25 protein-coding genes are annotated in these 22,286 nt (G+C 71.0%); 14 read left to right on the top strand and 11 right to left on the bottom strand.

What is annotated here, in order from left to right:
- Positions 1-6 precede the first annotated feature (6 nt).
- Complete coding sequence (locus tag DFJ67_RS20010) at positions 7-837, bottom strand: inositol monophosphatase family protein (RefSeq protein ID WP_116069386.1); 831 nt, start codon at positions 835-837, stop codon at positions 7-9.
- A 267-nt stretch (positions 838-1,104) separates the two neighbouring features.
- Here DFJ67_RS20010 and DFJ67_RS20005 point away from each other — a divergent pair, with 267 nt between their 5' ends.
- Entirely contained in the window at positions 1,105-2,676 is a 1,572-nt protein-coding gene (locus tag DFJ67_RS20005) for an RNA polymerase sigma factor (protein WP_116069385.1), read from the top strand.
- A 9-nt stretch (positions 2,677-2,685) separates the two neighbouring features.
- Here the strand turns inward: DFJ67_RS20005 and DFJ67_RS20000 are convergent, their stop codons facing one another.
- Positions 2,686-3,048: a DUF3099 domain-containing protein gene (locus DFJ67_RS20000; protein ID WP_116069384.1), complete on the bottom strand. Its 363-nt coding sequence runs from the start codon at positions 3,046-3,048 to the stop codon at positions 2,686-2,688.
- A gap of 73 nt (positions 3,049-3,121) precedes the next feature.
- On the opposite strand from DFJ67_RS20000, the gene DFJ67_RS19995 reads away from it, so the two are divergent.
- The 3 genes from DFJ67_RS19995 to DFJ67_RS19985 are packed head-to-tail and all read left to right on the top strand — an operon-like array spanning position 3,122 to position 4,376.
- Positions 3,122-3,406, top strand: coding sequence for a hypothetical protein (locus DFJ67_RS19995; protein ID WP_239097295.1), 285 nt, complete (start codon positions 3,122-3,124; stop codon positions 3,404-3,406).
- A 2-nt stretch (positions 3,407-3,408) separates the two neighbouring features.
- Complete coding sequence (locus DFJ67_RS19990; protein WP_116069382.1) at positions 3,409-3,720, top strand: hypothetical protein; 312 nt, start codon at positions 3,409-3,411, stop codon at positions 3,718-3,720.
- Positions 3,721-3,725: 5 nt separating this feature from the next.
- Positions 3,726-4,376 (top strand): Rossmann-fold NAD(P)-binding domain-containing protein, encoded by a 651-nt coding sequence (locus DFJ67_RS19985; protein WP_116069381.1) that lies wholly within the window; start codon positions 3,726-3,728, stop codon positions 4,374-4,376.
- Positions 4,377-4,979: 603 nt separating this feature from the next.
- Here the strand turns inward: DFJ67_RS19985 and DFJ67_RS19980 are convergent.
- Complete coding sequence (locus DFJ67_RS19980) at positions 4,980-5,864, bottom strand: carbohydrate kinase family protein (protein WP_116069380.1); 885 nt, start codon at positions 5,862-5,864, stop codon at positions 4,980-4,982.
- On the bottom strand, positions 5,861-6,760 hold the full coding sequence (locus tag DFJ67_RS19975) for a pseudouridine-5'-phosphate glycosidase (protein WP_170215914.1): 900 nt from the start codon (positions 6,758-6,760) through the stop codon (positions 5,861-5,863). Before DFJ67_RS19975 ends, DFJ67_RS19980 begins: the two co-directional genes overlap by 4 nt.
- Positions 6,761-6,818: 58 nt before the next feature.
- Here DFJ67_RS19975 and DFJ67_RS19970 point away from each other — a divergent pair, with 58 nt between their 5' ends.
- The 3 genes from DFJ67_RS19970 (at position 6,819) to DFJ67_RS19960 (ending at position 9,571) form a co-directional block, all read left to right on the top strand.
- Entirely contained in the window at positions 6,819-7,091 is a 273-nt protein-coding gene (locus tag DFJ67_RS19970) for a DUF3039 domain-containing protein (RefSeq protein ID WP_116069378.1), read from the top strand.
- Positions 7,092-7,105: 14 nt separating this feature from the next.
- A complete protein-coding gene (locus DFJ67_RS19965; RefSeq protein WP_116069377.1) occupies positions 7,106-7,714 on the top strand; it encodes a trimeric intracellular cation channel family protein in 609 nt (202 codons plus the stop codon).
- Positions 7,715-7,885: 171 nt separating this feature from the next.
- Positions 7,886-9,571: a DEAD/DEAH box helicase gene (locus tag DFJ67_RS19960; RefSeq protein WP_116076439.1), complete on the top strand. Its 1,686-nt coding sequence runs from the start codon at positions 7,886-7,888 to the stop codon at positions 9,569-9,571.
- Positions 9,572-9,683: 112 nt separating this feature from the next.
- Here DFJ67_RS19960 and DFJ67_RS19955 read toward each other — a convergent pair whose 3' ends face one another.
- The 4 genes from DFJ67_RS19955 to DFJ67_RS19940 form a co-directional block, all read right to left on the bottom strand.
- Positions 9,684-9,929, bottom strand: coding sequence for a DUF7455 domain-containing protein (locus DFJ67_RS19955; RefSeq protein ID WP_116069376.1), 246 nt, complete (start codon positions 9,927-9,929; stop codon positions 9,684-9,686).
- A gap of 311 nt (positions 9,930-10,240) precedes the next feature.
- Positions 10,241-10,813, bottom strand: coding sequence for an HhH-GPD-type base excision DNA repair protein (locus tag DFJ67_RS19950; RefSeq protein ID WP_203783775.1), 573 nt, complete (start codon positions 10,811-10,813; stop codon positions 10,241-10,243).
- 43 nt (positions 10,814-10,856) lie between these two features.
- Positions 10,857-11,525, bottom strand: coding sequence for a class I SAM-dependent methyltransferase (locus DFJ67_RS19945; RefSeq protein ID WP_116069374.1), 669 nt, complete (start codon positions 11,523-11,525; stop codon positions 10,857-10,859).
- Entirely contained in the window at positions 11,522-12,169 is a 648-nt protein-coding gene (locus DFJ67_RS19940; RefSeq protein WP_116069373.1) for a PadR family transcriptional regulator, read from the bottom strand. Before DFJ67_RS19940 ends, DFJ67_RS19945 begins: the two co-directional genes overlap by 4 nt.
- 70 nt (positions 12,170-12,239) lie before the next feature.
- Here DFJ67_RS19940 and DFJ67_RS19935 point away from each other — a divergent pair, with 70 nt between their 5' ends.
- From DFJ67_RS19935 to dtd, 4 genes are all read left to right on the top strand, one after another.
- Complete coding sequence (locus DFJ67_RS19935) at positions 12,240-12,668, top strand: cupin domain-containing protein (RefSeq protein WP_116069372.1); 429 nt, start codon at positions 12,240-12,242, stop codon at positions 12,666-12,668.
- A gap of 115 nt (positions 12,669-12,783) precedes the next feature.
- Complete coding sequence (locus DFJ67_RS19930) at positions 12,784-14,391, top strand: M28 family peptidase (RefSeq protein WP_211333958.1); 1,608 nt, start codon at positions 12,784-12,786, stop codon at positions 14,389-14,391.
- 78 nt (positions 14,392-14,469) lie between these two features.
- A complete protein-coding gene (locus DFJ67_RS19925; RefSeq protein ID WP_116076437.1) occupies positions 14,470-15,930 on the top strand; it encodes a DUF7782 domain-containing protein in 1,461 nt (486 codons plus the stop codon).
- Complete coding sequence (dtd, locus tag DFJ67_RS19920) at positions 15,927-16,349, top strand: D-aminoacyl-tRNA deacylase (protein WP_116069370.1); 423 nt, start codon at positions 15,927-15,929, stop codon at positions 16,347-16,349. Before DFJ67_RS19925 ends, dtd begins: the two co-directional genes overlap by 4 nt.
- Here the strand turns inward: dtd and DFJ67_RS19915 are convergent, their stop codons facing one another.
- Positions 16,350-17,138 (bottom strand): sporulation protein, encoded by a 789-nt coding sequence (locus DFJ67_RS19915; RefSeq protein ID WP_116069369.1) that lies wholly within the window; start codon positions 17,136-17,138, stop codon positions 16,350-16,352. It abuts the gene before it with no gap.
- A gap of 193 nt (positions 17,139-17,331) precedes the next feature.
- On the opposite strand from DFJ67_RS19915, the gene sigB reads away from it, so the two are divergent.
- On the top strand, positions 17,332-18,291 hold the full coding sequence (sigB, locus tag DFJ67_RS19910) for an RNA polymerase sigma factor SigB (protein ID WP_116069368.1): 960 nt from the start codon (positions 17,332-17,334) through the stop codon (positions 18,289-18,291).
- 25 nt (positions 18,292-18,316) lie between these two features.
- Here sigB and DFJ67_RS44375 read toward each other — a convergent pair whose 3' ends face one another.
- The gene (locus DFJ67_RS44375; RefSeq protein WP_275407669.1) at positions 18,317-18,445 is read right to left on the bottom strand and encodes a hypothetical protein; all 129 of its coding nucleotides are present in this window, start codon (positions 18,443-18,445) and stop codon (positions 18,317-18,319) included.
- On the opposite strand from DFJ67_RS44375, the gene DFJ67_RS19900 reads away from it, so the two are divergent.
- Both DFJ67_RS19900 and DFJ67_RS19895 read left to right on the top strand, forming a co-directional pair.
- Positions 18,436-18,852, top strand: coding sequence for a hypothetical protein (locus DFJ67_RS19900; RefSeq protein WP_116069367.1), 417 nt, complete (start codon positions 18,436-18,438; stop codon positions 18,850-18,852). The two genes, DFJ67_RS44375 and DFJ67_RS19900, sit on opposite strands and share 10 nt — an antisense overlap.
- Before the next feature lie 58 nt (positions 18,853-18,910).
- The gene (locus DFJ67_RS19895; RefSeq protein ID WP_116069366.1) at positions 18,911-19,243 is read left to right on the top strand and encodes a hypothetical protein; all 333 of its coding nucleotides are present in this window, start codon (positions 18,911-18,913) and stop codon (positions 19,241-19,243) included.
- Between the two features lie 449 nt (positions 19,244-19,692).
- Here DFJ67_RS19895 and DFJ67_RS19890 read toward each other — a convergent pair whose 3' ends face one another.
- Complete coding sequence (locus tag DFJ67_RS19890; RefSeq protein ID WP_116076435.1) at positions 19,693-22,167, bottom strand: bifunctional acetate--CoA ligase family protein/GNAT family N-acetyltransferase; 2,475 nt, start codon at positions 22,165-22,167, stop codon at positions 19,693-19,695.
- Between the last annotated feature and the right edge of the window lie 119 nt (positions 22,168-22,286).

Here is a 22,286-nt window from a genome sequence, read left to right as displayed (position 1 = left end):
GCCGGCTTACGGCCCGCCGGCGGCGTCGAGCTCGGCCAGCAGCTCGGTCAGCGGGCCGAAGATCGCAGGCGGTGCCGCGACCAACATGTCCGGACCGGCCGGCCGCCCGTCCAGGCCGCCGACGACCAGCCCGGCCTCGGTCGCGATCAGCCCACCGGCGGCGTGGTCCCAGGGGTTGAGCCCCTTCTCGTAGTAGGCGTCCACCCCGCCCTCGGCCGCCAGGCACAGGTCGAGCGAGGCGGCGCCGAACCGGCGGATGTCGCGCACCCGGGTGATCACCCGGGTCAGCACCTCGGCCTGATGGGCCCGTCGCTTCGCGTCGTAGCCGAACCCGGTCGCCACCAGCGCCTGCGCGAGATCGGTCTGCACGGACGCGCTCAGCCGCCGCCCGCCCCGGTAGGCGCCGCCGCCCCGGGTGGCGGTCCACTCCTCGCCCGTCGCCGCGTTGCGCACCACGGCGGCCACGGCCACCCCATTGACCTCAGCGGCCAGCGACACGGCGTACTGCGGGAGTCCGTAAAGGTAGTTGACCGTCCCGTCGATGGGGTCGACGACCCAGCGCACCGCGGCATCCTCGCCACCGCTGCCGCCGTATTCCTCGCCGAGCACGGTGTCGTCCGGCCGCTTCGCGCCGAGCGCGGCGATCACCTGGCGCTCGACCGCCCGGTCTGCCGCCGTGACGACATCGGTGTCCGTCGACTTCGTCGTGACGCCGGAAACGCCCTCGGCGCGCATGCTGCGCGCGGTGTCCGCCGCCTCGCGTGCGACGGTCACCGCGATCGCCAGAAGCTCCGCCACCTGAATTTCGGTTGGCAGAGCGGGCGTCGTGTCGGTCATCGCTCCCCCTTTGGTCCGGTTACGATTCTGTCAAAGTCCATCGTTTGCTTTCCTCCGGCAGCCGCAATCCGCGGCCGGGCCGCTCTGCGGTCGTGCGCCGTGCGATGTTTCTCCACCGACGGCGTTACAATTCACGCCTGCTCACCTGTCACGAACTTCCCGCGCAGGCCGGTTCGTGGCTCGGGGGCCCACTACCTTTGAACCTGGCCCACCGCATCGCTGGTTTCGACCGGCTGTGCCCGCTCGCTCGCCACCGGAAGGTCATTCGTGACAGAGCCACGCCAAACCGGCGCAGACGTCCGCTCGATCACCGACATCTTGATCGCCCACGCCCAGCGCGGCGGCGGCCACATCACGTCGGCGGAGGTCCAGCGCACGGTCGAGTCGGCCGATGTGACCCCGGCCCAGGCCAAAAAGATCATCCGCGCGATCGTCGATGCCGGCATAACGGTCGTTGTCGACGGGTCGGCGAGCACCAAGCGCCCCCGCGTCGCCGCTGCCCGGTCGGCAACGCCGGCCTCGCGGGCGACCACGGCGAAGGCCGCCCCCGCGAAGAAGGCCGCGCCGCCCAAGCAGACCCCGGGCGGCGAAGAAGCGGCCAACGGCACCGCACCGGCCAAGGCCGCCGCCGCGGCCAAGACCACCCGGGCCAAGGCCGCGCCGGCCAAGGCGACCAAGGCCACCGGCAAGCCGGGCGAGGAAGACCCCAAGGGCGCCACCGAGGGCGGCGAAGGCCCGGAAGACATCGACCCCGAGGCGCTGGCCGCCGAGATCGAGGATGTCGTCGTCGAGGAGCCGGCCGAGCTGGTCCAGGCAGCGGCGAGCGACGCCGCCTCGACCGCCACCGACAACGACTTCGAGTGGGACGACGAAGAGTCCGAGGCGCTCAAGCAGGCCCGTCGCGATGCGGAGCTCACCGCTTCCGCCGACTCCGTCCGGGCCTACCTCAAGCAGATCGGCAAGGTCCCGCTGCTCAACGCCGAGCAGGAGGTCGAGCTCGCCAAGCGGATCGAGGCCGGCCTCTACGCCTCCGAGCGGCTCCGCGCCGCCGACGAGGGCGAGGAGAAGCTGCCCACGCAGATGACCCGCGACCTGGGCTGGATCTCCCGCGACGGCGAGCGCGCCAAGAACCACCTGCTGGAGGCCAACCTGCGGCTGGTCGTCTCGCTGGCCAAGCGCTACACCGGCCGCGGCATGGCCTTCCTCGACCTGATCCAGGAAGGCAACCTGGGCCTGATCCGCGCGGTCGAGAAGTTCGACTACACCAAGGGCTACAAGTTCTCCACCTACGCCACGTGGTGGATCCGGCAGGCGATCACCCGGGCCATGGCCGACCAGGCCCGCACCATCCGCATCCCCGTCCACATGGTCGAAGTGATCAACAAGCTCGGCCGCATCCAGCGCGAGCTGCTCCAGGACCTGGGCCGCGAGCCCACGCCCGAAGAGCTCGCCAAGGAAATGGACATCACGCCGGAAAAGGTCCTCGAGATCCAGCAATACGCGCGTGAGCCGATCTCGCTCGACCAGACCATCGGCGACGAGGGCGACAGCCAGCTCGGCGACTTCATCGAAGACTCCGAGGCGGTCGTGGCCGTCGACGCGGTCTCGTTCTCGCTGCTCCAGGACCAGCTCCAGCAGGTGCTCCAGACGCTGTCCGAGCGCGAGGCGGGCGTCGTCAGGTTGCGATTCGGTCTCACTGACGGCCAGCCGCGCACGCTCGACGAGATCGGCCAGGTCTACGGCGTGACGCGCGAGCGGATCCGCCAGATCGAGTCGAAGACGATGTCGAAGCTGCGCCACCCGTCACGGTCCCAGGTGCTGCGCGACTACCTGGATTAAGCCGCTAGGTTACGGTTCCGCGTCGATCGTCTTGTGCGGCGCGGGATCGTCCGGCATCGGTTGAGTAGGCAGCACCGGCGTCGCCGGTGCGCTCCGCTCGCCCTTGTGCAGATGCCGATACTTTTCCTTCGGCGGCCGGTCGTTGGCCAGGATCACGGCCAACCACGGGATCACCACGGCGCCCGCGCCGGTCAGCACCAGCCAGACCCAGAGCAACGGCGGCCGGGTCGAGATGAGCACGGCGAAGATGATCACGCACACCGCACGGATGAGCATCATCAGCACGTAGCGGTGCGTCCGGCGCCGCAGCTGGTCATCCTGGCTGGCGGCGGCATCGGTGATCAGAACAGGTCGACCGGCCGAACGCTTCACCACTCCATCCAATCACCTGCCCGTGGCAATGACGCCCGCGCGGTCCGTGTTACATCCGTGGTACTTTTCAGCCGTGGGCCGCCGGTACAGCTTCACCGACGACGCGTTGAGCAACCTCGCGGTCTACGACGTGACGCCCGGCGAGGTCTGGGAGGCCCTACACGGCTCCCGGCGGGTCATCCGGCACCTCGGCGAGCTCACCGTGGTCTACGCCGCCAGCCGACGCGGCCGGCGGCTCGTGGTCCTGCTAGCCGAGCCGGTCCACGACGACCACGACTTCGACATCCTCTCGGCGCGCGAGATGAGCGACAGCGAGAGCAAGCGTTACGACGAAGTGCTCGGTGGTTGGAGGCGTTGACCGTGGACAGAGACCAGGCCCTCAAGCGATTCCACGAAGGCGGCGACGAGTTCGCCGACCTGATCAGCGACGGCACACCCGGCGACCTGCCGACCCCCGACACCGACCAACCGATGGTCAGCCGCTCGGTGCGCCTCCCGCTGCACACCTACGAACGCGTCCGGGCCGCCGCCGACGCCCGCGGCATCGGCGTCACCACCCTGATGCGCCAGTGGATCGAGGCCGGCCTGGCCGACCTCGACGACTCGGCGACGGTGTCCCTGGCCGACCTGCGCCGGGCCCTGGCCACCCTGCCACGCAGCAACGCGGCCTGAAGCCCATGCGCATCCTGCTCACCGGCACGACCGGCATGGTCGGCCAAGGAGTGCTCCGCGAGTGCCTGCTCGCGCCCGACGTGTCCGAAGTGGTCTCGCTTGGCCGCTCCCCGCTCGGCGACCACCACGACAAACTCCGCTCGATCGTCGTCACCGACCTGTTCGACCTGGGCAACATCGACCTCAGCGGCATCGACGCCTGCTTCTTCTGCCTGGGCGTCTCGTCGGTCGGAATGAGCGCCGACACCTACGAGCGCCTGACCCACGACCTCACACTCGGCGTGGCCGACGCCCTGGCCGCCCAATCTCCCGACCCGACGTTCATCTACGTCTCGGGCGCCGGCACCTCGGAGACTTCACGCCAGCGCTGGGCCCAGGTCAAGGGCCGCACGGAACGCGAGCTGCTCGAACGCTTCCCCAAGGGCTACATGTTCCGCCCGGGCTTCATCCAGCCCCTGCACGGCATCCGCCCCCGAAGCCGCTTCTACCGCATCATGCTGACCGCGGGCGGCTGGCTGATCCCGATCTTCCGCCGCCTGGCCCCGAGCCAGGTGGTCACGACGGAAGAAGTCGGCCGCGCGATGCTCCAGGTGGCCCGCTCCGGCCCGTCGAAACACATCCTCGACAACCCCGACATCACCGCCCTCGCGAAATAGGGCTTCAAGACGGCTCGGGCCCGCGGTGGTCCAGACCGCCGCTCCCGCCAGAGACCGCTCCGCTGCGACCTCCGCGACACCGCGACTCACCCCACCCGCCGCCGCGTGGCGCGCGCGCCACGCCGGGGCATGCGCGACCCCAGCGAGATCTAGAAAAAGGAATGCTGCTGCAGCAACAATTTCTTACCTAGATCTCCCAAGCCAGGGGTCGCGCTGGCCGCGCCACAAGATGGCTCCGGCGAACGCGGCGTTCCGCCGCCAACTCCGCGGCACCGCGACCCAGCCCACGCGTCTTCGGGCGGCCCCATCCGCGCGCGACACGCGCGCGCCACGCCGATCGCGGCCCGACCCCGCGAGATCTAGGAAAAAACCGGTAGCTATGGCTACCACTTTTTTCCTAGATCTCCCGAACCAGGCACGCGCCGACAACCGGCGGCCGTCGCCTACGCGGTGAACGTGGCCACACGCCCTCCGGGCGTCGCGAAGCCGGTCGCGGTCACGCGCCGTCGGACGTCGCGAAGCCGGTCGCGGTCACGCGCCGTCGGACGTCGCGAAGGCGGCCGCACGAACTCCTGGCTCCCGAGTCGATCCCGATTGGACGCTCTAAGGGCGGGCGCCGATCCGTGCGACCGCCAGGGCGCCAGCGGCCGCGGCCGCCGTCAGGCAGGCACGCGGGTCGCCGCCGGCCAGGCGGGTGGCCAGCAGGCCCGCCGCGAAAGCATCCCCAGCGCCGGTCGGGTCGACGACGGTAGCGGCCGGAGCCGGCACCGTGCAGACCCCGTCGCGATCCGCCCAGATCGCACCGGCTGCGCCGAGCTTGACCACCACAGCAGCGTCGAGCGAAGCAGCCAATGACCGCGCCTGGTCGGCCGGATCGCTGCCCGCGGAGCCAGCCAGCACCGCCGCCTCGTCCGCGTTGGCCAGGAGCAGATCGACCCCGCGTACCCAGGAGATGAAAGTCGCCCCACCCACCTGCCGCAGCGGCCCCGCGGACGCCGCGTCGACGCTCACCGTCAGCCCGTGCTCGCGAGCCGCCGCCAGCGCCCGCACGCCGGCCGCCCGTGACGCCGCATCCAGCAGCGGATAACCCGACAGATGCAGATGCGCGCCGCCGACCAGGGCGGCCGCCACCGCGTCCGGGTCGAGGAGCAGGCTTGCGCCGCGGTCGGTGACCATCGTCCGGCGGCCGCCCTCGGCCAGCACGATCACCGTGCCGGTCGGGGCGTCAGTGCGCGGCGGCAAGGGGCAGTCCACCCCCGCGGCCCGCAACTCGGAAACCCGGGCCGCCCCCGCCGAGTCGGCGCCGACCGACGCCAGCAACGTCACCGGCACGCCGTGCCAGGCCAGCCACGCCGCGGTGTTCGCCGCCTGGCCGCCGCCCGTGAAGCGGATCGACGCCGCCGTGTCGGTGTCCGGGGCGGGCGGCCCGCTCAGCACCGCCACGACGTCGGTGACCAGGTCGCCGACGACGACGATCCGGCCGGTCATGCCGCCGCGACGGCGATCCGGGCGGCCAGGTCGGCGTTGCGCAGGATGATCCGTACGTTGACGTCGAGGCTGGCACCGCCCGTGTGCTCGTGGAACCACGCCAGCAGGAACGGCGTCACCGCCTTGCCGGTCACCCCGCCGGCCTCCAGCGCGGCCATCCCCTCGGCCAGCGTGCGGTCGTGCAGCGCCGGGTCGAGTTGCTCGGCCTCCGGCAGCGGGTTGGCGAGCACCAGCGCGCCGTGGTGCACGCCCTGCGCCGTCCGCGCGATGATCGCCCGCGCCACTTCGTCAGGGGATTCCAGCGACCAGTCGACCGGAAAGCCGCTGTCGCTCAGGTAGAAGCCGGGGAAGCGCAGCGTGCCGTAGCCCGCGACGGCGACGCCCAGCGTCTCCAGCCGCTCCAGCGTCGCGCCGACGTCCAGGATCGACTTCACACCAGCACAGACCACCGCGATGGGGGTACGCGCCAGCGTGATCAGATCCGCCGACTCGTCGTAGGGCGCGTCCCGGTGCACGCCGCCCAGCCCGCCGGTCGCGAACACCCGGATGCCCGCCGCCGCGGCGACCGCGCTCGTCGCGGCCACCGTGGTCGCGCCGTCGACGCCCTTCGCGGCGGCCAGCGCCAGGTCGCGGGCGGACAGCTTGGTGACCCCGTCGGTCGACGCCAGGTAGGTCAGTTGGTCGTCGTCGAGCCCCACGTGCACCTGGCCGCCGAGCACCGCGATGGTCGCCGGCACCGCGCCGGCGGCCCGGACGGTGGCCTCGATCTCGCGGGCCACCTTGAGGTTGTCGGGGCGCGGCAGGCCGTGCGCGATGATCGTGCTTTCCAGTGCCACCACCGGCCCGGCGGCGGCCAGCGCGTCCGCCACTTCCGGCGCTAATACCAAGTCGTTCACATCGTCACCGTACGGGTGGCCAGGTGCGGCAACCGCACCCACCTGGCAGACTTGATTGGTGACCAGTCCGAGCCCCGAAACCAGCGGCACGATTCTCGAGCGTCCTGTCGAGACGCCGTTCGAGCAGGGCGACCACGAGCGCTTCTCGCACTACGCCGACCGCGACAAGATCACCGAGGCCATGGTCCTCGGCACTCCGGTCAAGGCGCTGTGCGGCAAGGTCTGGGTGCCGTCGCGTGATCCCAGCCGGTTCCCGGTCTGCCCTGAATGCAAAGAGATCTTCGAAGACAACAACCGCTTCTACGACAAAGAGCCCGACCCCGAAGGCTGATCTAGAGTTCGGCGGTGTCACCCACCGCCGCACTCCTGTTCGCTGACCTGCTCGGCGTCGCGGTCTTCGCCGCTTCCGGCGCATCCGCCGCAGTGGTCAAGCGGCTCGACCTTTTCGGCGTCTGTTTTGTCGGCTTCGTGGCAGCTCTGGGCGGCGGCATCATCCGCGACCTCGTCGTCAACCAGGCCCCACCGCTGGCCTTCGACGACTGGCGCTACGCCGTTGTGGCAGCTCTCACAGCCGTCGCGGTCTTCTTCTTCCACCCACACCTCGCCCGGCTCCGCCGGGTCGTCCTGGTGCTCGACGCGGCCGGCCTGGCCCTGTTCACCGTCACCGGCACCCTGGTCGCGCTGCGGGCCGGCGTACCACCGGTCGGCGCCTGCCTGCTCGGCATGATCGCCGCGATCGGCGGCGGTGTCGCCCGCGACCTCCTGCTCCGCGAGATCCCGGTGGTCCTCCGCCGCGAGATCTACGCAGTGGCGTCACTGGCCGGCGCGGTCGTCGTGATGGCGCTCTACCGCGGCGACCTGACCGGCTGGCCGATGGTCGGCGCGGGCGTCCTGGTCTTCGCGATCCGCATCGTGGCCCTCCGCCGAAACTGGAACGGCGAACCGGCTCCGTAGCAAGCGTCACCCTTGTGTCTGCTGGGGATCACGGGCCGCTCGTGGTTATGCTGAGAGCCGCCTTCGCCTCGCCGCGAGGGCGTTTTTCGTGACGTGAGGGGGCGCGGGGGCGTGGTGGTGAAACCGTCGCTCGACACGTTCCCGCCGCTGCGGGCGTGGCAGCGCAAGGCGATGGTCGGCTATCTGCGGAGCCGGTCCGAGGACTACATGGCGGTCGCAACGCCGGGCGCCGGCAAGACCACCTTCGCCCTGCGGATCGCCGCGGAGTTGCTCAACGACGGCACCGTCGACGCGGTCACCGTGGTCGCGCCGACCGAGCACCTCAAGACCCAGTGGGCGCAGTCGGCGGCCCGGGTCGGCATCCAGCTCGACGCCGCGTTCCGCAACGCCGACCTGCACTCGTCGTCCGACTTCCACGGCGCGGTGGTGACCTACGCGCAGGTCGGCATCGCGCCGCAGGTGCACCGCCGGCGCACGATGACCAGGCGCACGTTCGTCATCCTCGACGAGATCCATCACGCCGGCGACTCGCGCTCCTGGGGAGACGGGGTCAAGGCCGCGTTCGACGGCGCCGTCCGGCGGCTGTCGCTGACCGGAACCCCATTTCGGTCAGACGAAAACCCCATCCCATTCGTCGTGTACGAGCGCGGCGGCGACGGCCTGCAACGGTCCAGGGCCGACTCGGTCTACGGCTACGCCGACGCGCTGCGCGACGGAGTCGTACGCCCAGTGATCTTCCTGGCTTATTCAGGTGAGACCCGGTGGCGCACCAGTGCCGGCGACGAGTTGGCGGCCCGCCTCGGCGAGCCGATGACGCAGGACCTGGTCGCGCAGGCGTGGCGCACCGCGCTCGACCCGACCGGCGACTGGATGGTCCAGGTGCTCCGGGCCGCCGACGCCCGGCTACAGGTCAAGCGGGCCGGCGGCATGCCCGACGCCGGCGGCCTGGTGATCGCGACCGACCAGCAGAACGCCCGGTCCTACGCCAAGCTGATCGAGCGGGTGACCGGCGAGAAGGCCGTCGTGGTGCTCTCCGACGACGCCGGCGCCTCCGCCCGGATCGCGAAGTTCGCGGCGTCCGACGAGCGCTGGATGGTCGCGGTGCGGATGGTCTCCGAGGGCGTCGACATCCCGCGGCTGGCCGTCGGCGTCTACGCGACCAGCGCCTCGACCCCGCTCTACTTCGCGCAGGCGATCGGTCGGTTCGTCCGCGCCCGCCGGCCCGGCGAGACGGCCAGCGTGTTCCTGCCGAGCGTGCCGCATCTGCTCGGGCTGGCCAGCGAGATGGAGGCCGAGCGCAACCACGTGCTCGGCGCGCCGAAGGAAGACGACGGGCTCGACGACACGCTGCTCGAACGCGCGCAGAAGGCGGAAGACGCCAGCGGCGAGTTGACCAAGCGGCACGAGATGCTCTCCGCGACCGCCGAGCTCGACCAGGTGATCTTCGATGGCGCCTCGTTCGGCACCGGCGCGCTGGCCGGCACGCCCGAGGAGGAGGAATACCTCGGCCTGCCCGGCCTGCTCACTGCAGACCAGGTGTCGACGTTGCTCAACAAGCGCCAGGCCGATCAACTCGCGGCCCAGAAGCGGCGTTCGTCGGTCGCCACCGCGGATGGGGCCAACGGGGCGCGTGTGCCCGGCATGGCCGCGGCGCCGCCCGGGCCAGTGTCGGCCGGCGAGCGAAGGGTCGTCCTGCGCCGTCAGCTCAACGCTCTGGTCGCCGCGCACCATCACCGCACCGGATTACCCCACGGCAAGATCCACGCGGAGCTGAGGCGAATCTGTGGCGGCCCGCCCAGTGCCCAGGCCACGATCGAGCAACTCGAGGAGCGCATCGCCACGGTGCAGACCCTCTAGGGCACCAATCGGACAGAAAGCACCGGTTGGGGCTCCGGCCGGTGCTTGTGGCGGAAAAGAAACCGACCGGGACCCTCTGGGAGGGTTCCGGTCGGTCTAGGTATCGGTCGGTTCAGTTGGACGAGTTCGACGCCATAAGGTCGGCGCCGCGCCACTCGAACTCCGGGTCGGCCGCGAACTGGACGGTGATCTTCACCAGGTCGTCGGCGTACTTGTTCGCGTGGTGCCCGCAGAACACGAGCTCCCCCCCGCCAGCGATGGTGATACGGAGCTTGCCGGCCGCGTTGCACCGATCGCACCGTTCATCGGTTGCTGGGGGAACCACCGTGCCAGGCGGCGGCGTGAGAGTGGGGGTCATCGCCTTCCTCCTTCGTCACCGATGAACATCATCCTTCGGTCTTTACTCACCTATCGTGCAACACCCGGAGGTGCTGCGGCCTTCCCACTGTGCCCCTGGGGGACCCAGGTCACACCTTGGTTGGTGACAGTGTGCCGGCATCCAAGGGGGCCGCGTCAATGATCTCGCTCGGACAACCCGCTTCTGACGTGGATCTATTGACGCTACGTGTCGAAAAGATGACTCAGCGTTGGGTCAACGGACCTTGCCACGGTATCCTGACGAAGCCTGTGTGGCCCAGGCCAGACACGCCCGAACGAGGGACTCGGCAGTTACCCGACAGACTTTGCCGCTGCCTTCATCGACTTCTTGTAGTCACGAACCTTGGTCAGGCTCGCCTCGTCAACGATATCCGCTACTGACATGTGCGACCCCTCGTCGCCGTAGGCGCCGGCCGCCTCGCGCCAGCCCTCCGGCCGCACCCCGTAGCGCTTGCCGAGCAGGGCGACGAAGATCTGCGACTTCTGCCGGCCGAACCCGGGCAGCTCAGCGACCCGCTTGAAGAGGTCACGCCCGTCGGCCGCCTCCGACCACAGCCGCGCCGGGTCGCCGTCGTAGCGGGCCACCAGCAGCCGGCAGACCTCCTGCGTGCGGGTCGCCATCGCCTTGGGGAACCGGTGCAACGCCGGCGGCGTCGCGAAGATCCGGATCAGCTCCTCGGTGTCGAACCCGGCGAGCTCCTCGGCCGTCGGCTCGTGCCCGAGGCGCTGGCTCAGCACGTATGGCGATGAGAAGGCTTTTTCGAGCTTGTCCTGTTGATCCAGGGTCATGCCGATCAGCAGCGCCAGCGGGCTCCGGTCGAGCAACGCGTTGGCCTCCGGGGCGATGGGCAGCGAGAACGTCATGCGCTCCATCTTCGCCGACCACCGCCCGCGGCGGGAACCGGCGTCAGGCCGCCTTCGTCAGCCGCACCTCCAGCATCAGCCCGTCGGCGCGGGTGGTGCTGCCGTGGAAGGCGCTGTCGGCGGCCACGCGCTCGAAGTCGGCGGCCGCGTAGGCCCGTCGGCGCAGCCCGCCCAGGCTGGCCCGGGTGAACGCGCTGTTGAACCGGTTGAGCTGCATGCCGGCCACGTCGGCGCGGATGTCGTCGGCGGTCGCGCCCCGGTTCATGTCCTGGATCACCGCGACCCCGCCCGGCCGCAGCACCCGGTGGATCTCATCGAGGGCGGCCACCGGGTCGACGAAGTTCTTGAAGGCGGCCTGGCAGACGACCAGGTCATAGCTGTCGGCCGGGAACGGCAGCGCGGCGACGTCACCCTGGCGGAAGTCGACGGTGACCCCCTCCGCGCGGGCCCGCTCGGTCGCCAGTTGGACGAACGTGTGGCTGATGTCGATTGCGCTTAACGCGTAACCGAGCCGAGCCAGCTCGATGCTCAGATAGCCCGGGCCGGGCGCCACCTCGAGCACCGCCGCGCCGGCCGGCAGGTTTTCGGCCAGCTCCGCCGCCTGGCGCTTGTAGGAGGCGAGCTGCGGTGCCGAGCCACGCTGCTTGGCATACCAGCGCGCCATCGACCCTTCCATCTCGGGGATCAGCTTGCGGCGCTTGGTCTGGGTCATTGCTCCTCCTCGGTGCCTCGCGCGGCCAGTGCCGCGATGTCGGCCGGCAGCTCGCCGGTCTCGTGGAAGGTGCGCCACTCGGCCAGCAGCGGCAGCGTTCCCTCGGTGATCTCGTCGTGCAGCGCGCGCACCCAGGCCAGCTCGGCGCGGCGCATCGCCAGGGCGTATTCGACTTCGAGCAGGAACAGCCTCGGCACCGCTTCGGCCCAGCCGGCCAGGTCGGCTTCGGTGGCGTTGAGGTCGGCCTCGAGCGCGGCCGCCCGCCGCGCGAGCAGGCCCGCCACGTCGTCGGGGCCGAGCACCGCGAGCACGGACAGGCCGGCGGTGAACGGGCCGGGCTTGCGGTCGGGCACCGCGATCAGCTCGCGGGTCCAGTCGACGAGCTCGGCCCGGCCGGCGTCGGTGATCCGGTAGACGGTGCGCTCCGGACGGCCGCCCTGCCGCTCGCTCTGCGCGGCGACCAGGAACCCGTGCTTCACCAGGTTGTCGACGACCCGGTAGAGCGAGCCCCACTTGATCTCCATGTCCTGCTCTTTGCCGCGCGCGCGCATCAACGACGCCATCTCGTAGGGATGCATCGGTCGCTCGATGACGGTCGCGAGGACCGCCAGCGCGAGCAGGTTGGTGATCTTCCGTTGCGGCACGGCGTGGCTCCTTTACTCGCATGCGAGTATACGCACGCGAGTAAGATGCGGGCCAGATATTTTCGGCGGCATGACACATCCCTGGATCACGGAGCTCGGGCTGCAGCCCCACCCCGAGGGCGGCTGGTTCGCGGAGACCTGGCGGTCCGCACACACCTTCACGCCATCCGGGTACGCGGGCCCGCGCGCCGCCGCCACCGGGATCTACTTCGCGCTCTTCCCCGGCGAGGAGTCGGCCTGGCACGTGGTCCACTCCGACGAGCTGTGGCTCTGGCACGCCGGCGGCCCGCTTGCCCTGCGCTTCGGCGGTTCCGGCGACGAGCCGGACCCGCACGCCGACGAACGGGTGCTCGGCCCGGACGTGGCCGGCGGCGCGCGACCGCAGCTACGCGTACCCGGTGGTGTGTGGCAGTCCGCGGCCCCGCTCGGCGACCAGCCCGTGCTGGTGAGCTGCGTCGTGGCACCCGGATTCGACTTCGCCGATTTCCGGATGGTGTGATCCGCCCGTCCGAACGGCCGTTTCGATCATCGCCGGTCTATGCGATGGTCGGGTTTCGCCCTGGCGCGGGGGCATGGAGGCCAGGGCGCGGCGAACGGCGAGGAGTGTTCACATCGTGGTGTCCCGCACCGTCCGCAAAACCCTGGCGACCATTGGCGTCGCCAGCTTGGTAGGAGCCCTTGCGCTGGCCAACCCGGCGCAGGCCAACTCCAACAACAATTCCGTCCGAAAGCTCACCAAAGCGGTGACCGTCGGCGGCGTGCTCCGGCACGAGCTGGCGCTGCAGGCGATCGGCAGCCTCAGTGGCGGCAATCGCGCGTCTGGGCAGCCCGGCCACACGCGCAGCGCCGACTACGTCGCGACCGTCATGCGGCTGGCCGGCTACCAGGTCACCCGGCAGCCGTTCCCGTTCAACTTCTTCCAGGAGTTCGGCTCGTCGTTCGCGCAGACGGCACCGGGGTCGGTCACCTATGTCGACGGCGTCGACTACGACCTCATGGACTACGCCGGCTCCGGTGACGTGACCGCCCCGGTGGTCGCCGTCGACCTCAACCTCGTCCCGCCGCGGGCCTCGACCTCCGGCTGCGAAGCGGAAGACTTCGCCGGCGGCCTGGTCGTCGGCAAGGTCGCGCTGATGCAGCGCGGCACCTGCCCGTTCGGGGTCAAGGTCGCCAACGCCGAAGCGGCCGGCGCGGTGGGTGCGATCGTGATGAACCAGGGCAACGGCGATCCGGTCGCCAACGTCGACCGCTACAACCTGATCCTCGGCACGCTCGGTGACCCGGTCGGCATCCCGGCGGTCGGCGTCGCCTACGCCACCGGCGAGACGTTCGCCAACACCGCGGGCCTGACCGTCCACCTCACCGCCGACACCACGTCCGAGGTGCGTCAGACCGAGAACGTGATCGCCGAGTCCCGCAAGGGCGACCCGCACAACGTGGTGATGGCCGGCGCACACCTCGACTCCGTGCCGGAAGGCGTCGGGATCAACGACAACGGCAGCGGCTCCGCCGCGCTGCTGGAGCTCGCGATCCAGATGGCCAAGACCAAGACGCCCAACAAGACCAGGTTCGCCTGGTGGGGCGCCGAGGAGGCCAACCTGATCGGGTCGACGTTCTACGTCAACTCGCTCACCGAGGAGCAGACCGCCGACATCACGCTCTACCTCAACTTCGACATGGTCGCGTCGCCCAACTACATGCTGGGCGTCTACGACGGCGACGACTCGGCGGCGTCTGGCTCGGGCCCCGGCCCGGCCGGTTCGGCGGAGATCGAAGACGTGTTCCAGGACTTCTTCGCCGACCGCGGCCTGCCCACCAGGGCGTCCGACTTCGACGGCCGGTCCGACTATGGCCCGTTCATCGCCAGCGGCATCCCGGCCGGTGGCCTCTTCACCGGCGCCGAGGTGCACAAGACGGCGCAGGACGTGGCCGACTACGGCGGCGTCGAGGGTGCCCAATACGACCCGTGCTACCACTCCAAGTGCGACAGCCTGTCCCCCGTGCGGGACGGCGCCGACGCGGCGCTCTACCAACAGCTTGACCGTGAATACGACCTCCTTGGCAACCTCAACCTGGAAGCCCTCGACGTGAACTCCGACGCGATGGCGACCGCGATGCTCACCTTCGCTCTCGACACGTCGTCGATCCCGGACCGCGCCGCCGCTGCGGCCGCCCGGACCGCCGGCCCGACCCGCTACATCGGCACCCGAGGCTCCATCTAGCAAGGCCTGCTGAGGGCCTCTCCCGCGTCGCGGGAGGGGCCCTCAACGCATCATGACAGGATGCCGTACGTGTCCGACATGCTCCTGTCCCCCGATGGCGTCGCGCGGTTGCGGGACGCGCTCGGTGCGGCCGCTTTCACCTCGGCGGGGATCGCCGAACGGCTCGGGCCGGCCGCGACCGCCGCCGTGGCCCGCAACGACTTCCGCGCCGCGTTGCGGATCACCGAAGAACGGGATCCGCTCGCCACGCTGATCCGCCTGTTCGTCTGCGCGCAGACCGAGCCGGTCGAGGCGGTCGCCGCCGCGCTCGCGCCGCTCGACTTCGCCGAGGCGTTCGACGCCGGGTTGATCGAAGCCGCTCCGGGCGGCGGGGTGCGGCAGGGAGTCGACCTCGAACCCTACGGTGACGCCTGGTGGGTCCTTTCCGACGTGCCCTCCTCGGCGCGTCCGGGCCAGCCGCTGCGCCCCGACCACGTGCTCGGCATCGGCGGCGCCTCGTCGACCCTGGTCGGCGCCGCCCTCCGCCGGCCGGTCGGCACCGCGCTCGACCTCGGCACCGGCTGCGGCGTGCAGGCGTTGCACCTGGCCACCCACGCCGGCGCGGTCACCGCCACCGACCTGTCCGAGCGGGCGCTGCGGTTCGCCGCCACCACCGCGGCACTGAGCGGCCAGGAGTGGGAGATGCTCCGCGGCGACCTGGTCGAACCCGTCCGCGGGCGGCAGTTCGACCTGGTGGTCAGCAACCCGCCGTTCGTGATCGGGCCGGGCACCACCACACACACCTACCGCGACTCGGGCCGGGCCGGCGACGCGGTCTGCGCCGAACTCGCCGCCGCCGCGCCGGGCCTGCTCACCGAGGGCGGCGTGATGCAGTTCCTGGCCAACTGGGAACACGTCGCCGGCGAGGAGTGGGGCGAGCGGGTCGAGGGCTGGTTCGCCGGCACCGGTCTGGACGCCTGGGTGATCCAGCGCGAGGTCGCCGACCCGATGACCTACGTCAGTCTCTGGCTCGCCGACGCCAACGAAGACGGCGACCCGGCCCGCGCCGCCGCCTGGCTCGACTGGTTCGACGCCAACGACGTCGCGGCGATCGGCTTCGGCCTGGTCACGCTGCGCCGAGGTGGGCACGACGACCCGGTGGTGCGGGTGGAAGACCTCCGGCAGCAGGTGCAGCAGCCGCTGGGCGAGCAGATCGCGCACTGGTTCCACCGGCAGGACTTCGTCCGCGACGCCGACCTGCTGGCCACCCGCTATCGCAGCGCGCCGGGCCTGCAACTCCAGCAGGAGGCGACGCTCGGCGACGAGGGCTGGGCGGTCGACCGCCAGGTGCTGGTCATGCCGGAAGGGCTGCGCTGGAGCGAGGAGGTCGACCCGCTGGTGCTGGCCCTGGTCAGCGGCGCCGACGGGGAGGTGCCGCTGCGCGACCAGATCGCCCTGCTGGCCGCCGCGCACGAGGTGGAGGAGGCCGACCTGGCGCTGGCCGCCGGGCCGATCGTGGCGCACCTGGTCGAGCGCGGGATCGTGGAGCCGGTGGCGTGAGGGCGCTGGTGCAGACGGTGTCGCGGGCGTCCGTCACCGTCGACGGCTCGACCGTGGGCTCGGTCTCTGACGGGCTGCTGGTGCTGCTCGGCGTGACGCACAGCGACGATCTCGCGAAGGCCGACACGCTCGCCCGCAAGGTCTGGGAGCTGCGCATCCTCGACGACGAGAAGTCGGCCAGCGACGTCGGCGCACCCGTGTTGGTGGTCAGTCAGTTCACGTTGTACGCGGACGCGCGCAAAGGACGCCGGCCGAGCTGGTCGGCGGCGGCACCGGCCGAGGTGGCCGAGCCGCTGGTGACCGCGTTCGCGGATGCCCTGCGCGGCCGGGGCGCACACGTCGAGACCGGCCGGTTCCGGGCCCACATGCTCGTGGAGAGCGTGAACGTGGGCCCGCGAACCGTCCTGTTGGAACTCTGATCAGTGGAACAGCCCGCGCTTGCGCAGTGACTGCTCGAGCCAGCCGTGCAGCTGTGCGGTCCAGTCGGTCTGCTCGGCGGTCGCATAGTCGACGGTGAACCGGCCGAAGCTGTCGTGCCCATCGGTGAACAGCCCGCCGCGCTTGCCGAGCTCGAGCACCACCTGGAGGTGCTGCGGCGTGGCCAGGAAGGTCAGCTCGAGCTGGTTGATCGCCGACGCGAACTGCGGCGACGGGTAGAACTCGATCTCCTGGTAGAACGGCAGGCTCTGCTGCACGCCGTAGATCCGGCCACTCTCCACGTCGGCCCGGGCGAACCGGAAGCCGAGCCGGAGGAGCCCTTCGAGGATCCGTTCCTGCGCCGGCAGCGGGTGCACGGCGACCGCGTCCAGGTCGCCCTTGTCGACCGCGCGGGCCACCTCGAGCTCGGTGCGCAGCGCCATCGTCATGCCGTGCAGGTGCTGCCCGTACACCTCGGTGATCGGGGTTTCCCAAGGCACGTCGAAGCGGAACGGGATGTCGTAACGCTGCTTGGGCTCCAAGCGGAAGGCGCCGGTCGCGCGCTGCCGGTGGAACTCGGTGGTCGAGTCATATTCGGCGTCGCCGCTCTCCACCTCCACCCGGGTGACCATGCCGAGGGCGACGTACTCGATGTCGACCGCGTGGTCGCCACCTTCGACGTGGATCTGGCCCTCCAGGAAACCGCCGGGGCGGCAGTTGGGGTTGGTCAGCACCGTCTCGACCGACGGTCCGCCGACTCCCATCGCCTGCAACATTCGCTTGAAAACCACGACGCGCCTTTCTGGTGTGGAGTTGCGAGCAGACTAGCGGCCGGGCGCAACGGGGCTAAAAGCGGCAAGCAGGTAAAAAGAGGCTCCCGGATTCATGCCACCCACCCAATCTCCTCACCCCCGCTTCACGCCCATTGCGAGAAGCTCTTCGCACGGCACCACGGAAGGTCGCCGGGAAGCGGGGTAGCAGGAAATGAACGACTACGACCAGGTCGATCTGGACGCCACCGATGAGCGTGGCGTCTCCGCCGACCTCGTGCGCGCCTACCTCAACGGCATCGGTCGCACCAAGCTGCTGACCGCTGTCGAAGAGGTCGACCTGGCGCGGCGGATCGAGGCGGGGCTGTTCGCCGAGGAGAAGCTCGCCGCGGCGGCCGGGCTGCCCGTCGACATCCGGGCCGATCTGGAAATCGTCGCCCTCGAAGGGCACGCCGCCAAGGACCGCCTCCTCGAGGCCAACCTGCGGCTCGTGGTCAGCATCGCCAAGCGTTACACCGGCCGTGGGATGGCTTTCCTCGACCTGATCCAGGAAGGCAACCTCGGGCTCATCCGCGCGGTCGAGAAGTTCGACTACGCCAAGGGCTACAAGTTCTCCACCTACGCGACCTGGTGGATCCGCCAGGCGATCACCCGCGCCATGGCCGACCAGTCGCGCACGATCCGCATTCCGGTGCACATGGTCGAGCAGGTCAACAAGATGGTCCGCGCTCGCCGCGACCTCGCCGTCTCACTGGGCCGGGAGCCCACCGTCCCCGAGGTCGCTGTCGCGCTGGGCATGCAGGAATTTCAGGTCATCGAGCTGATTTCGTACGATCGGGAGCCGGTCAGCCTCGACCAGGCGGTCGGTGAAGACGGCGAGAGCGCCCTCGGTGACTTCGTCGTCGGCGTCGATGCCCGCCAGGAGCCGGCCGACGAGGTCTCGCAGGGCATGCTGCGCAACGAGGTCGAGATCGTGCTGTCGACGCTCTCTTCGCGGGAGCAGGCGGTCATCCGGCTGCGGTTCGGCCTCGACGACGGCCGGCAGCGCACGCTCGACGAGGTGGGCCGCGAGTTCGGGCTCTCCCGCGAGCGGATCCGCCAGATCGAGAAAGTGACGCTGCTCAAGCTGCGCCACCCGTCGCGGGCGCAGCGCCTGGAGGCTTACGCGTCCTGAGGGGTTTCCTTTCTTCGGCCCCTCGTCACTGCGGTGGCGGGGGGCCTTTCTCTGCCGCGATCATGACCCGGCGGAGCAGGTCGGAGAGTTGCTTGCGCTCGCGCGAGTTGAGCACGCCGAGAACACGGTGCTCCTCGTAGCCCAGTGCCCGCATCGGCGCCGTTGTTGGCGATCAGCTACGGGTTGTCCCTGGCCGCGCTCGGATTCCTCAACCCGGTCTGGGAGTCAGTGGTCCAACAACACGTCGCGCCGGACCGCCTGGCCCGGGTCAACTCGTGGGACATGCTCATCTCCTTCTCGGCGATGCCCCTAGGCATGGCCCTGGCCCCCCTGGCGTCATCAGCCTCGGGCGGCGAGGCGCTCCCCCTGGTCATCGCGGCTGTCCTGGTGGCGGTCGCGATGATCAGCACGGTCTTCGCACCTGGCGTTCGCCAGCTCTCACTGAATCTCGGGCCTGCCCGGTCCGCCCGGATCCCGTCGCCCGACGCCGGCGGGACCGACGAGTCGGTCGCCCAACGCTCGCCCGCTGCGGCGGGTGCGGGCCCGACCGGATCGGCCTAGCCGCGGCCCGGCATCGGAGGTGATCCGAGACCGCCTCCGATGCCGGATACTCCCTGGGATGTTGCGCGTCCTGTTGCGGGTCATGGACGTGCTGTGGGCCGGCCTCGAGTTCGTCCGGGACCTCTTGTTCGACTTCGCCACCGAGATCCTCATCGCACTTGCCGCGTGCGGCTTGCTCGCCCTCGGGTGGTGGGGATTCCGCGCAGCCCCCTACCCGACCCTCTCGATCGCGGCGGGCGTTCTGCTGTTCGCGGGCTACGGCGTGATCGCCTACCTGCGCGATGTCCGCGGCACCAGACTCGCCAGCCGTCTCGGCGGGGCTGGCCTGGTCGCAGCGGCCATCGTCGGCATACTGGCGACCTATCTCCCATCCTGCGCCTGCCTCGGATGACCGAGCCGAAGGGCGTGCGGGGCGAACAGGCTGCGAGCTCCAGGCCCCAAGACGGAAGGACCGCAAGGCCGACAGGCCGCAAGGCCGACAGGCCGCAAGGCCGACAGGCCGCAAGGCCGACAGGCCGCAAGGCCGACAGGCCGCAAGGCCGACAGGCCGCAAGGCCGACAGGCCGCAAGGCCGACAGGCCGCAAGGCCGACAGGCCGCAAGGCCGACAGGCCGCAAGGCCGACAGGCCGCAAGGCCGACAGGCCGCAAGGCCGACAGGCCGCAAGGCCGACAGGCCGCAAGGCCGACAGGCCGCAAGGCCGACAGGCCGAAGGGCCGCAAGGCCGACGGGCCGCTGGAACGCCGACGCGCCTCAGACTTGTAGCGACTGACGGGCCTCAGGGCCGATGAACCGCAGCGCCGCGGACCGGCAGACCGTTGCCGGCAGGCCGAGGGCGCCGTCAGATGTGTCTGGGGCCGGTGTCGGGGCGGGTGCCGGGATCGCCGAAGGTCACCGTGGCGTGGAGGACCGACAGCCCGTCGGGGCGGGCGAGCACCGGATTCAGCGACAACGACCGCACCCGAGGCTGCTCGTCGGCAAGGCGCCCAACCCGCAGAAGAAGATCGACCAACGCGCCGCGATCGACCGCTGCCGCGCCGCGATAGCCGTGCAGCAGCGGCGCCGCCCGCGGCTCGTCGACGAGGGCCGACGCACCCCTATCGCTGAGCGGCGCGGCACGCCAGGCGCGGTCGCCCAGCAACTCCGTGGCGACCCCGCCGAGCCCGAACCCAACCACCGGACCGAACTCCGGATCTTCGAGCATCTCGATCACACAGGCCACCCCAGCCGGCACCATCGGCTGCACCAGCACCTGCGGGCCGAACGCACCGGCCAGTTCCTCGTAGGCGAGCCGGACCGCATCACCGTCGCGCAGGTTGAGGCGGACCGCGCCCAGGTCGATGCGGTGCCGCAACGACGGCCCCGCGGCCTTGAGCGCGACCGGCAAGCCAAGCTCGGCCGCCGCCACAACAGCCGCCGCGCCCGCGTCGACCAGGGCGTCGGGGACCAGCCGGATCCCATACGCGGCAAGCAACTCTCCCGGGTCCGTCGCCACCGACGCCCGGTCCATGTCCACACCGGACAGCGGCGGGATCACGCCGCGCGGCTCCCGCCGCCACTCGGCGTAGCCCGCGACCCGGCCCAGCGCGCGGGCCGCCTCCTCGACCGAGGGGTAGGCCGGAATGCCGGGCCCCACCCGCTCCACAAGAGACGTCACCACGACCGGCTTGTCGCCGGCCAGCGCCACGCTCGCGATCGTCGCCGTGAAGTCGGCGTCGTCGGCCACCAGTTGACCCGGCAGCGGCGGGGCCAGCACCACGACCAGAGCGTCGACGGCGGGGTCGACGGCGGCCGAAGCCAGTACGTCGCCGAACTCGTGCGCGCCCGCCACCGGGCCCACGTCGCGCGGGTAGCCCTCGGCGACCCGCAGGCCGTTGGCGGAGCAGGCGTCGCGGGCCAGGGTCGTGAGCGCCGGCGAGTTGCCGACGATGCCGACCCGGCGGCCGCCGGGCAGCGGCTGGAAGGACAGCAGGGCCCCAACGTCGAACAGCTCACCTACGGTGTCGACGCGGATCACGCCGGAGCGGGAGAACAGCGCGCGGACCGCGGCCGGGTCGGGGCCGCGCTCGGTGCTGCCCGGTGGGCGGGCCGACGACGCGACCGCGACGATCGGCTTGCCGCGGCCGATGCCGCGGGCCAGGCGGGCGAACTTTCGCGGGTTTCCGAACGACTCCAGGTAGAGCAGGATCACGTCGGTGCTGGGGTCGTCGCGCCAGTATTGGAGCAGGTCGTTGCCCGAGACGTCGGCCCGGTTGCCGGCCGAGACGAAGCTCGACAGGCCCAGGCCGCGCCGGTCGGCCTCGGCGAGCAGCGCCACACCGAGCGCGCCCGACTGGCTGAAGAAGCCGACCCGGCCCGGCGCCGGCAGGCGCGGTGCCAATGTGGCGTTGAGCCGCACGGCCGGGTCGGTGTTGGCGATGCCCAGGCAGTTCGGGCCGACTACGCGCATCCCGCCTGCGTGGGCCCGGCGGATCAGCTCGGCCTGCGCGGCGGCGCCGGCCGGGCCGGTCTCGGCGAAGCCCGCGCTGACCACGACGAGCGCGTGCATTCCGGCCGCCGCCGCGTCGTCGACGACCGACGCGATCCGGTCGGGTGGCACGGCGACCACGGCCAGGTCCAGCGGCGTGCCGGCGTTGCGGGCCGCGGTGACGGCGGGCAGCCCGCCGACCCGCGGCGCGCTCGGGTGGACCGGCACGACCGCTCCCGCGAAACCGCCGTCGCGCAGATGGCCGAGCACAGCCGCGCCGACGCCGTGGCCGCTGGCGCTCGCGCCGTAGACGGCGACGCCGCGCGGTGTGAGCAGCCGGGCGATCGACCGCGCCTCGGTGCGGTGCTCCCGCCGCCACTGCACCTCGAGCGAACTCTCCGTCGGTGCGATCGGGAACTCCAGGTGTACGACGCCGTCGGCGTAGCGGCGCTCCACCTCGTACCCGAAATCTCCGAAAACCCGCAGCATGGTCGCGTTTGCCGGCAGCACCTCGGCGACGAACCGGGTGATGCCGACATCGCGCGCGGCGGCGGCCAGGTATTCCATCAGCAGCGGGCCGATGCCGCGGCCCTGGTAGGCGTCTTCGACCACGAACGCCACCTCGGCGTCGCCCGCGTCCGGGCCGAGGCGGTCGTAGCGGCCGATCGCGACGAGCCGGCCGCCGATCTCGACCACGAACGCTTCCCTGTCGCGGTGGTCGACGTTGACGAAGCGCTGCAGGTCGCGTTCGGGGATCCGGGGGTACGGCGAGAAGAAGCGCAGATACCGGGTCCGCTCGGAGAATCGCGAGTGCGTCGCCACCACAGCCGGCCCGTCCTCCGGCTGCATCTGTCGCACGTGGACAGTGGTGCCGTCACTCAGCAGGACGTCCGCCGACCGCTCGGCGGCTTTGTCGGTCACGTCGGCTCCGGTTGACTCGGTCTCCCGCACCCACCATATGGCGGCCG

It is taken from the genome of Asanoa ferruginea, assembly GCF_003387075.1.
Classification (GTDB): Bacteria; Actinomycetota; Actinomycetes; order Mycobacteriales; family Micromonosporaceae; genus Asanoa; species Asanoa ferruginea.
Note: the sequence above shows the minus strand (reverse complement) of the source record. Positions and strands in the feature narration are given on the sequence as shown.

Excerpts from the sequence above, each read along its gene's own strand:
- DFJ67_RS20010 (WP_116069386.1), bottom strand. The coding sequence starts at position 837 with ATGACCGACACGACGCCCGCTCTGCCAACCGAAATTCAGGTGGCGGAG.
- DFJ67_RS19985 (WP_116069381.1), top strand. The coding sequence starts at position 3,726 with ATGCGCATCCTGCTCACCGGCACGACCGGCATGGTCGGCCAAGGAGTG.
- DFJ67_RS19980 (WP_116069380.1), bottom strand. The coding sequence starts at position 5,864 with ATGACCGGCCGGATCGTCGTCGTCGGCGACCTGGTCACCGACGTCGTG.
- DFJ67_RS19960 (WP_116076439.1), top strand. The coding sequence starts at position 7,886 with ATGGTCGGCTATCTGCGGAGCCGGTCCGAGGACTACATGGCGGTCGCA.
- DFJ67_RS19955 (WP_116069376.1), bottom strand. The coding sequence starts at position 9,929 with ATGACCCCCACTCTCACGCCGCCGCCTGGCACGGTGGTTCCCCCAGCA.
- DFJ67_RS19950 (WP_203783775.1), bottom strand. The coding sequence starts at position 10,813 with ATGACGTTCTCGCTGCCCATCGCCCCGGAGGCCAACGCGTTGCTCGAC.
- DFJ67_RS19945 (WP_116069374.1), bottom strand. The coding sequence starts at position 11,525 with ATGACCCAGACCAAGCGCCGCAAGCTGATCCCCGAGATGGAAGGGTCG.
- DFJ67_RS19935 (WP_116069372.1), top strand. The coding sequence starts at position 12,240 with ATGACACATCCCTGGATCACGGAGCTCGGGCTGCAGCCCCACCCCGAG.
- DFJ67_RS19925 (WP_116076437.1), top strand. The coding sequence starts at position 14,470 with ATGCTCCTGTCCCCCGATGGCGTCGCGCGGTTGCGGGACGCGCTCGGT.
- sigB (WP_116069368.1), top strand. The coding sequence starts at position 17,332 with ATGAACGACTACGACCAGGTCGATCTGGACGCCACCGATGAGCGTGGC.
- DFJ67_RS44375 (WP_275407669.1), bottom strand. The coding sequence starts at position 18,445 with ATGCGGGCACTGGGCTACGAGGAGCACCGTGTTCTCGGCGTGCTCAAC.
- DFJ67_RS19895 (WP_116069366.1), top strand. The coding sequence starts at position 18,911 with ATGTTGCGCGTCCTGTTGCGGGTCATGGACGTGCTGTGGGCCGGCCTC.
- DFJ67_RS19890 (WP_116076435.1), bottom strand. The coding sequence starts at position 22,167 with ATGCAGCCGGAGGACGGGCCGGCTGTGGTGGCGACGCACTCGCGATTC.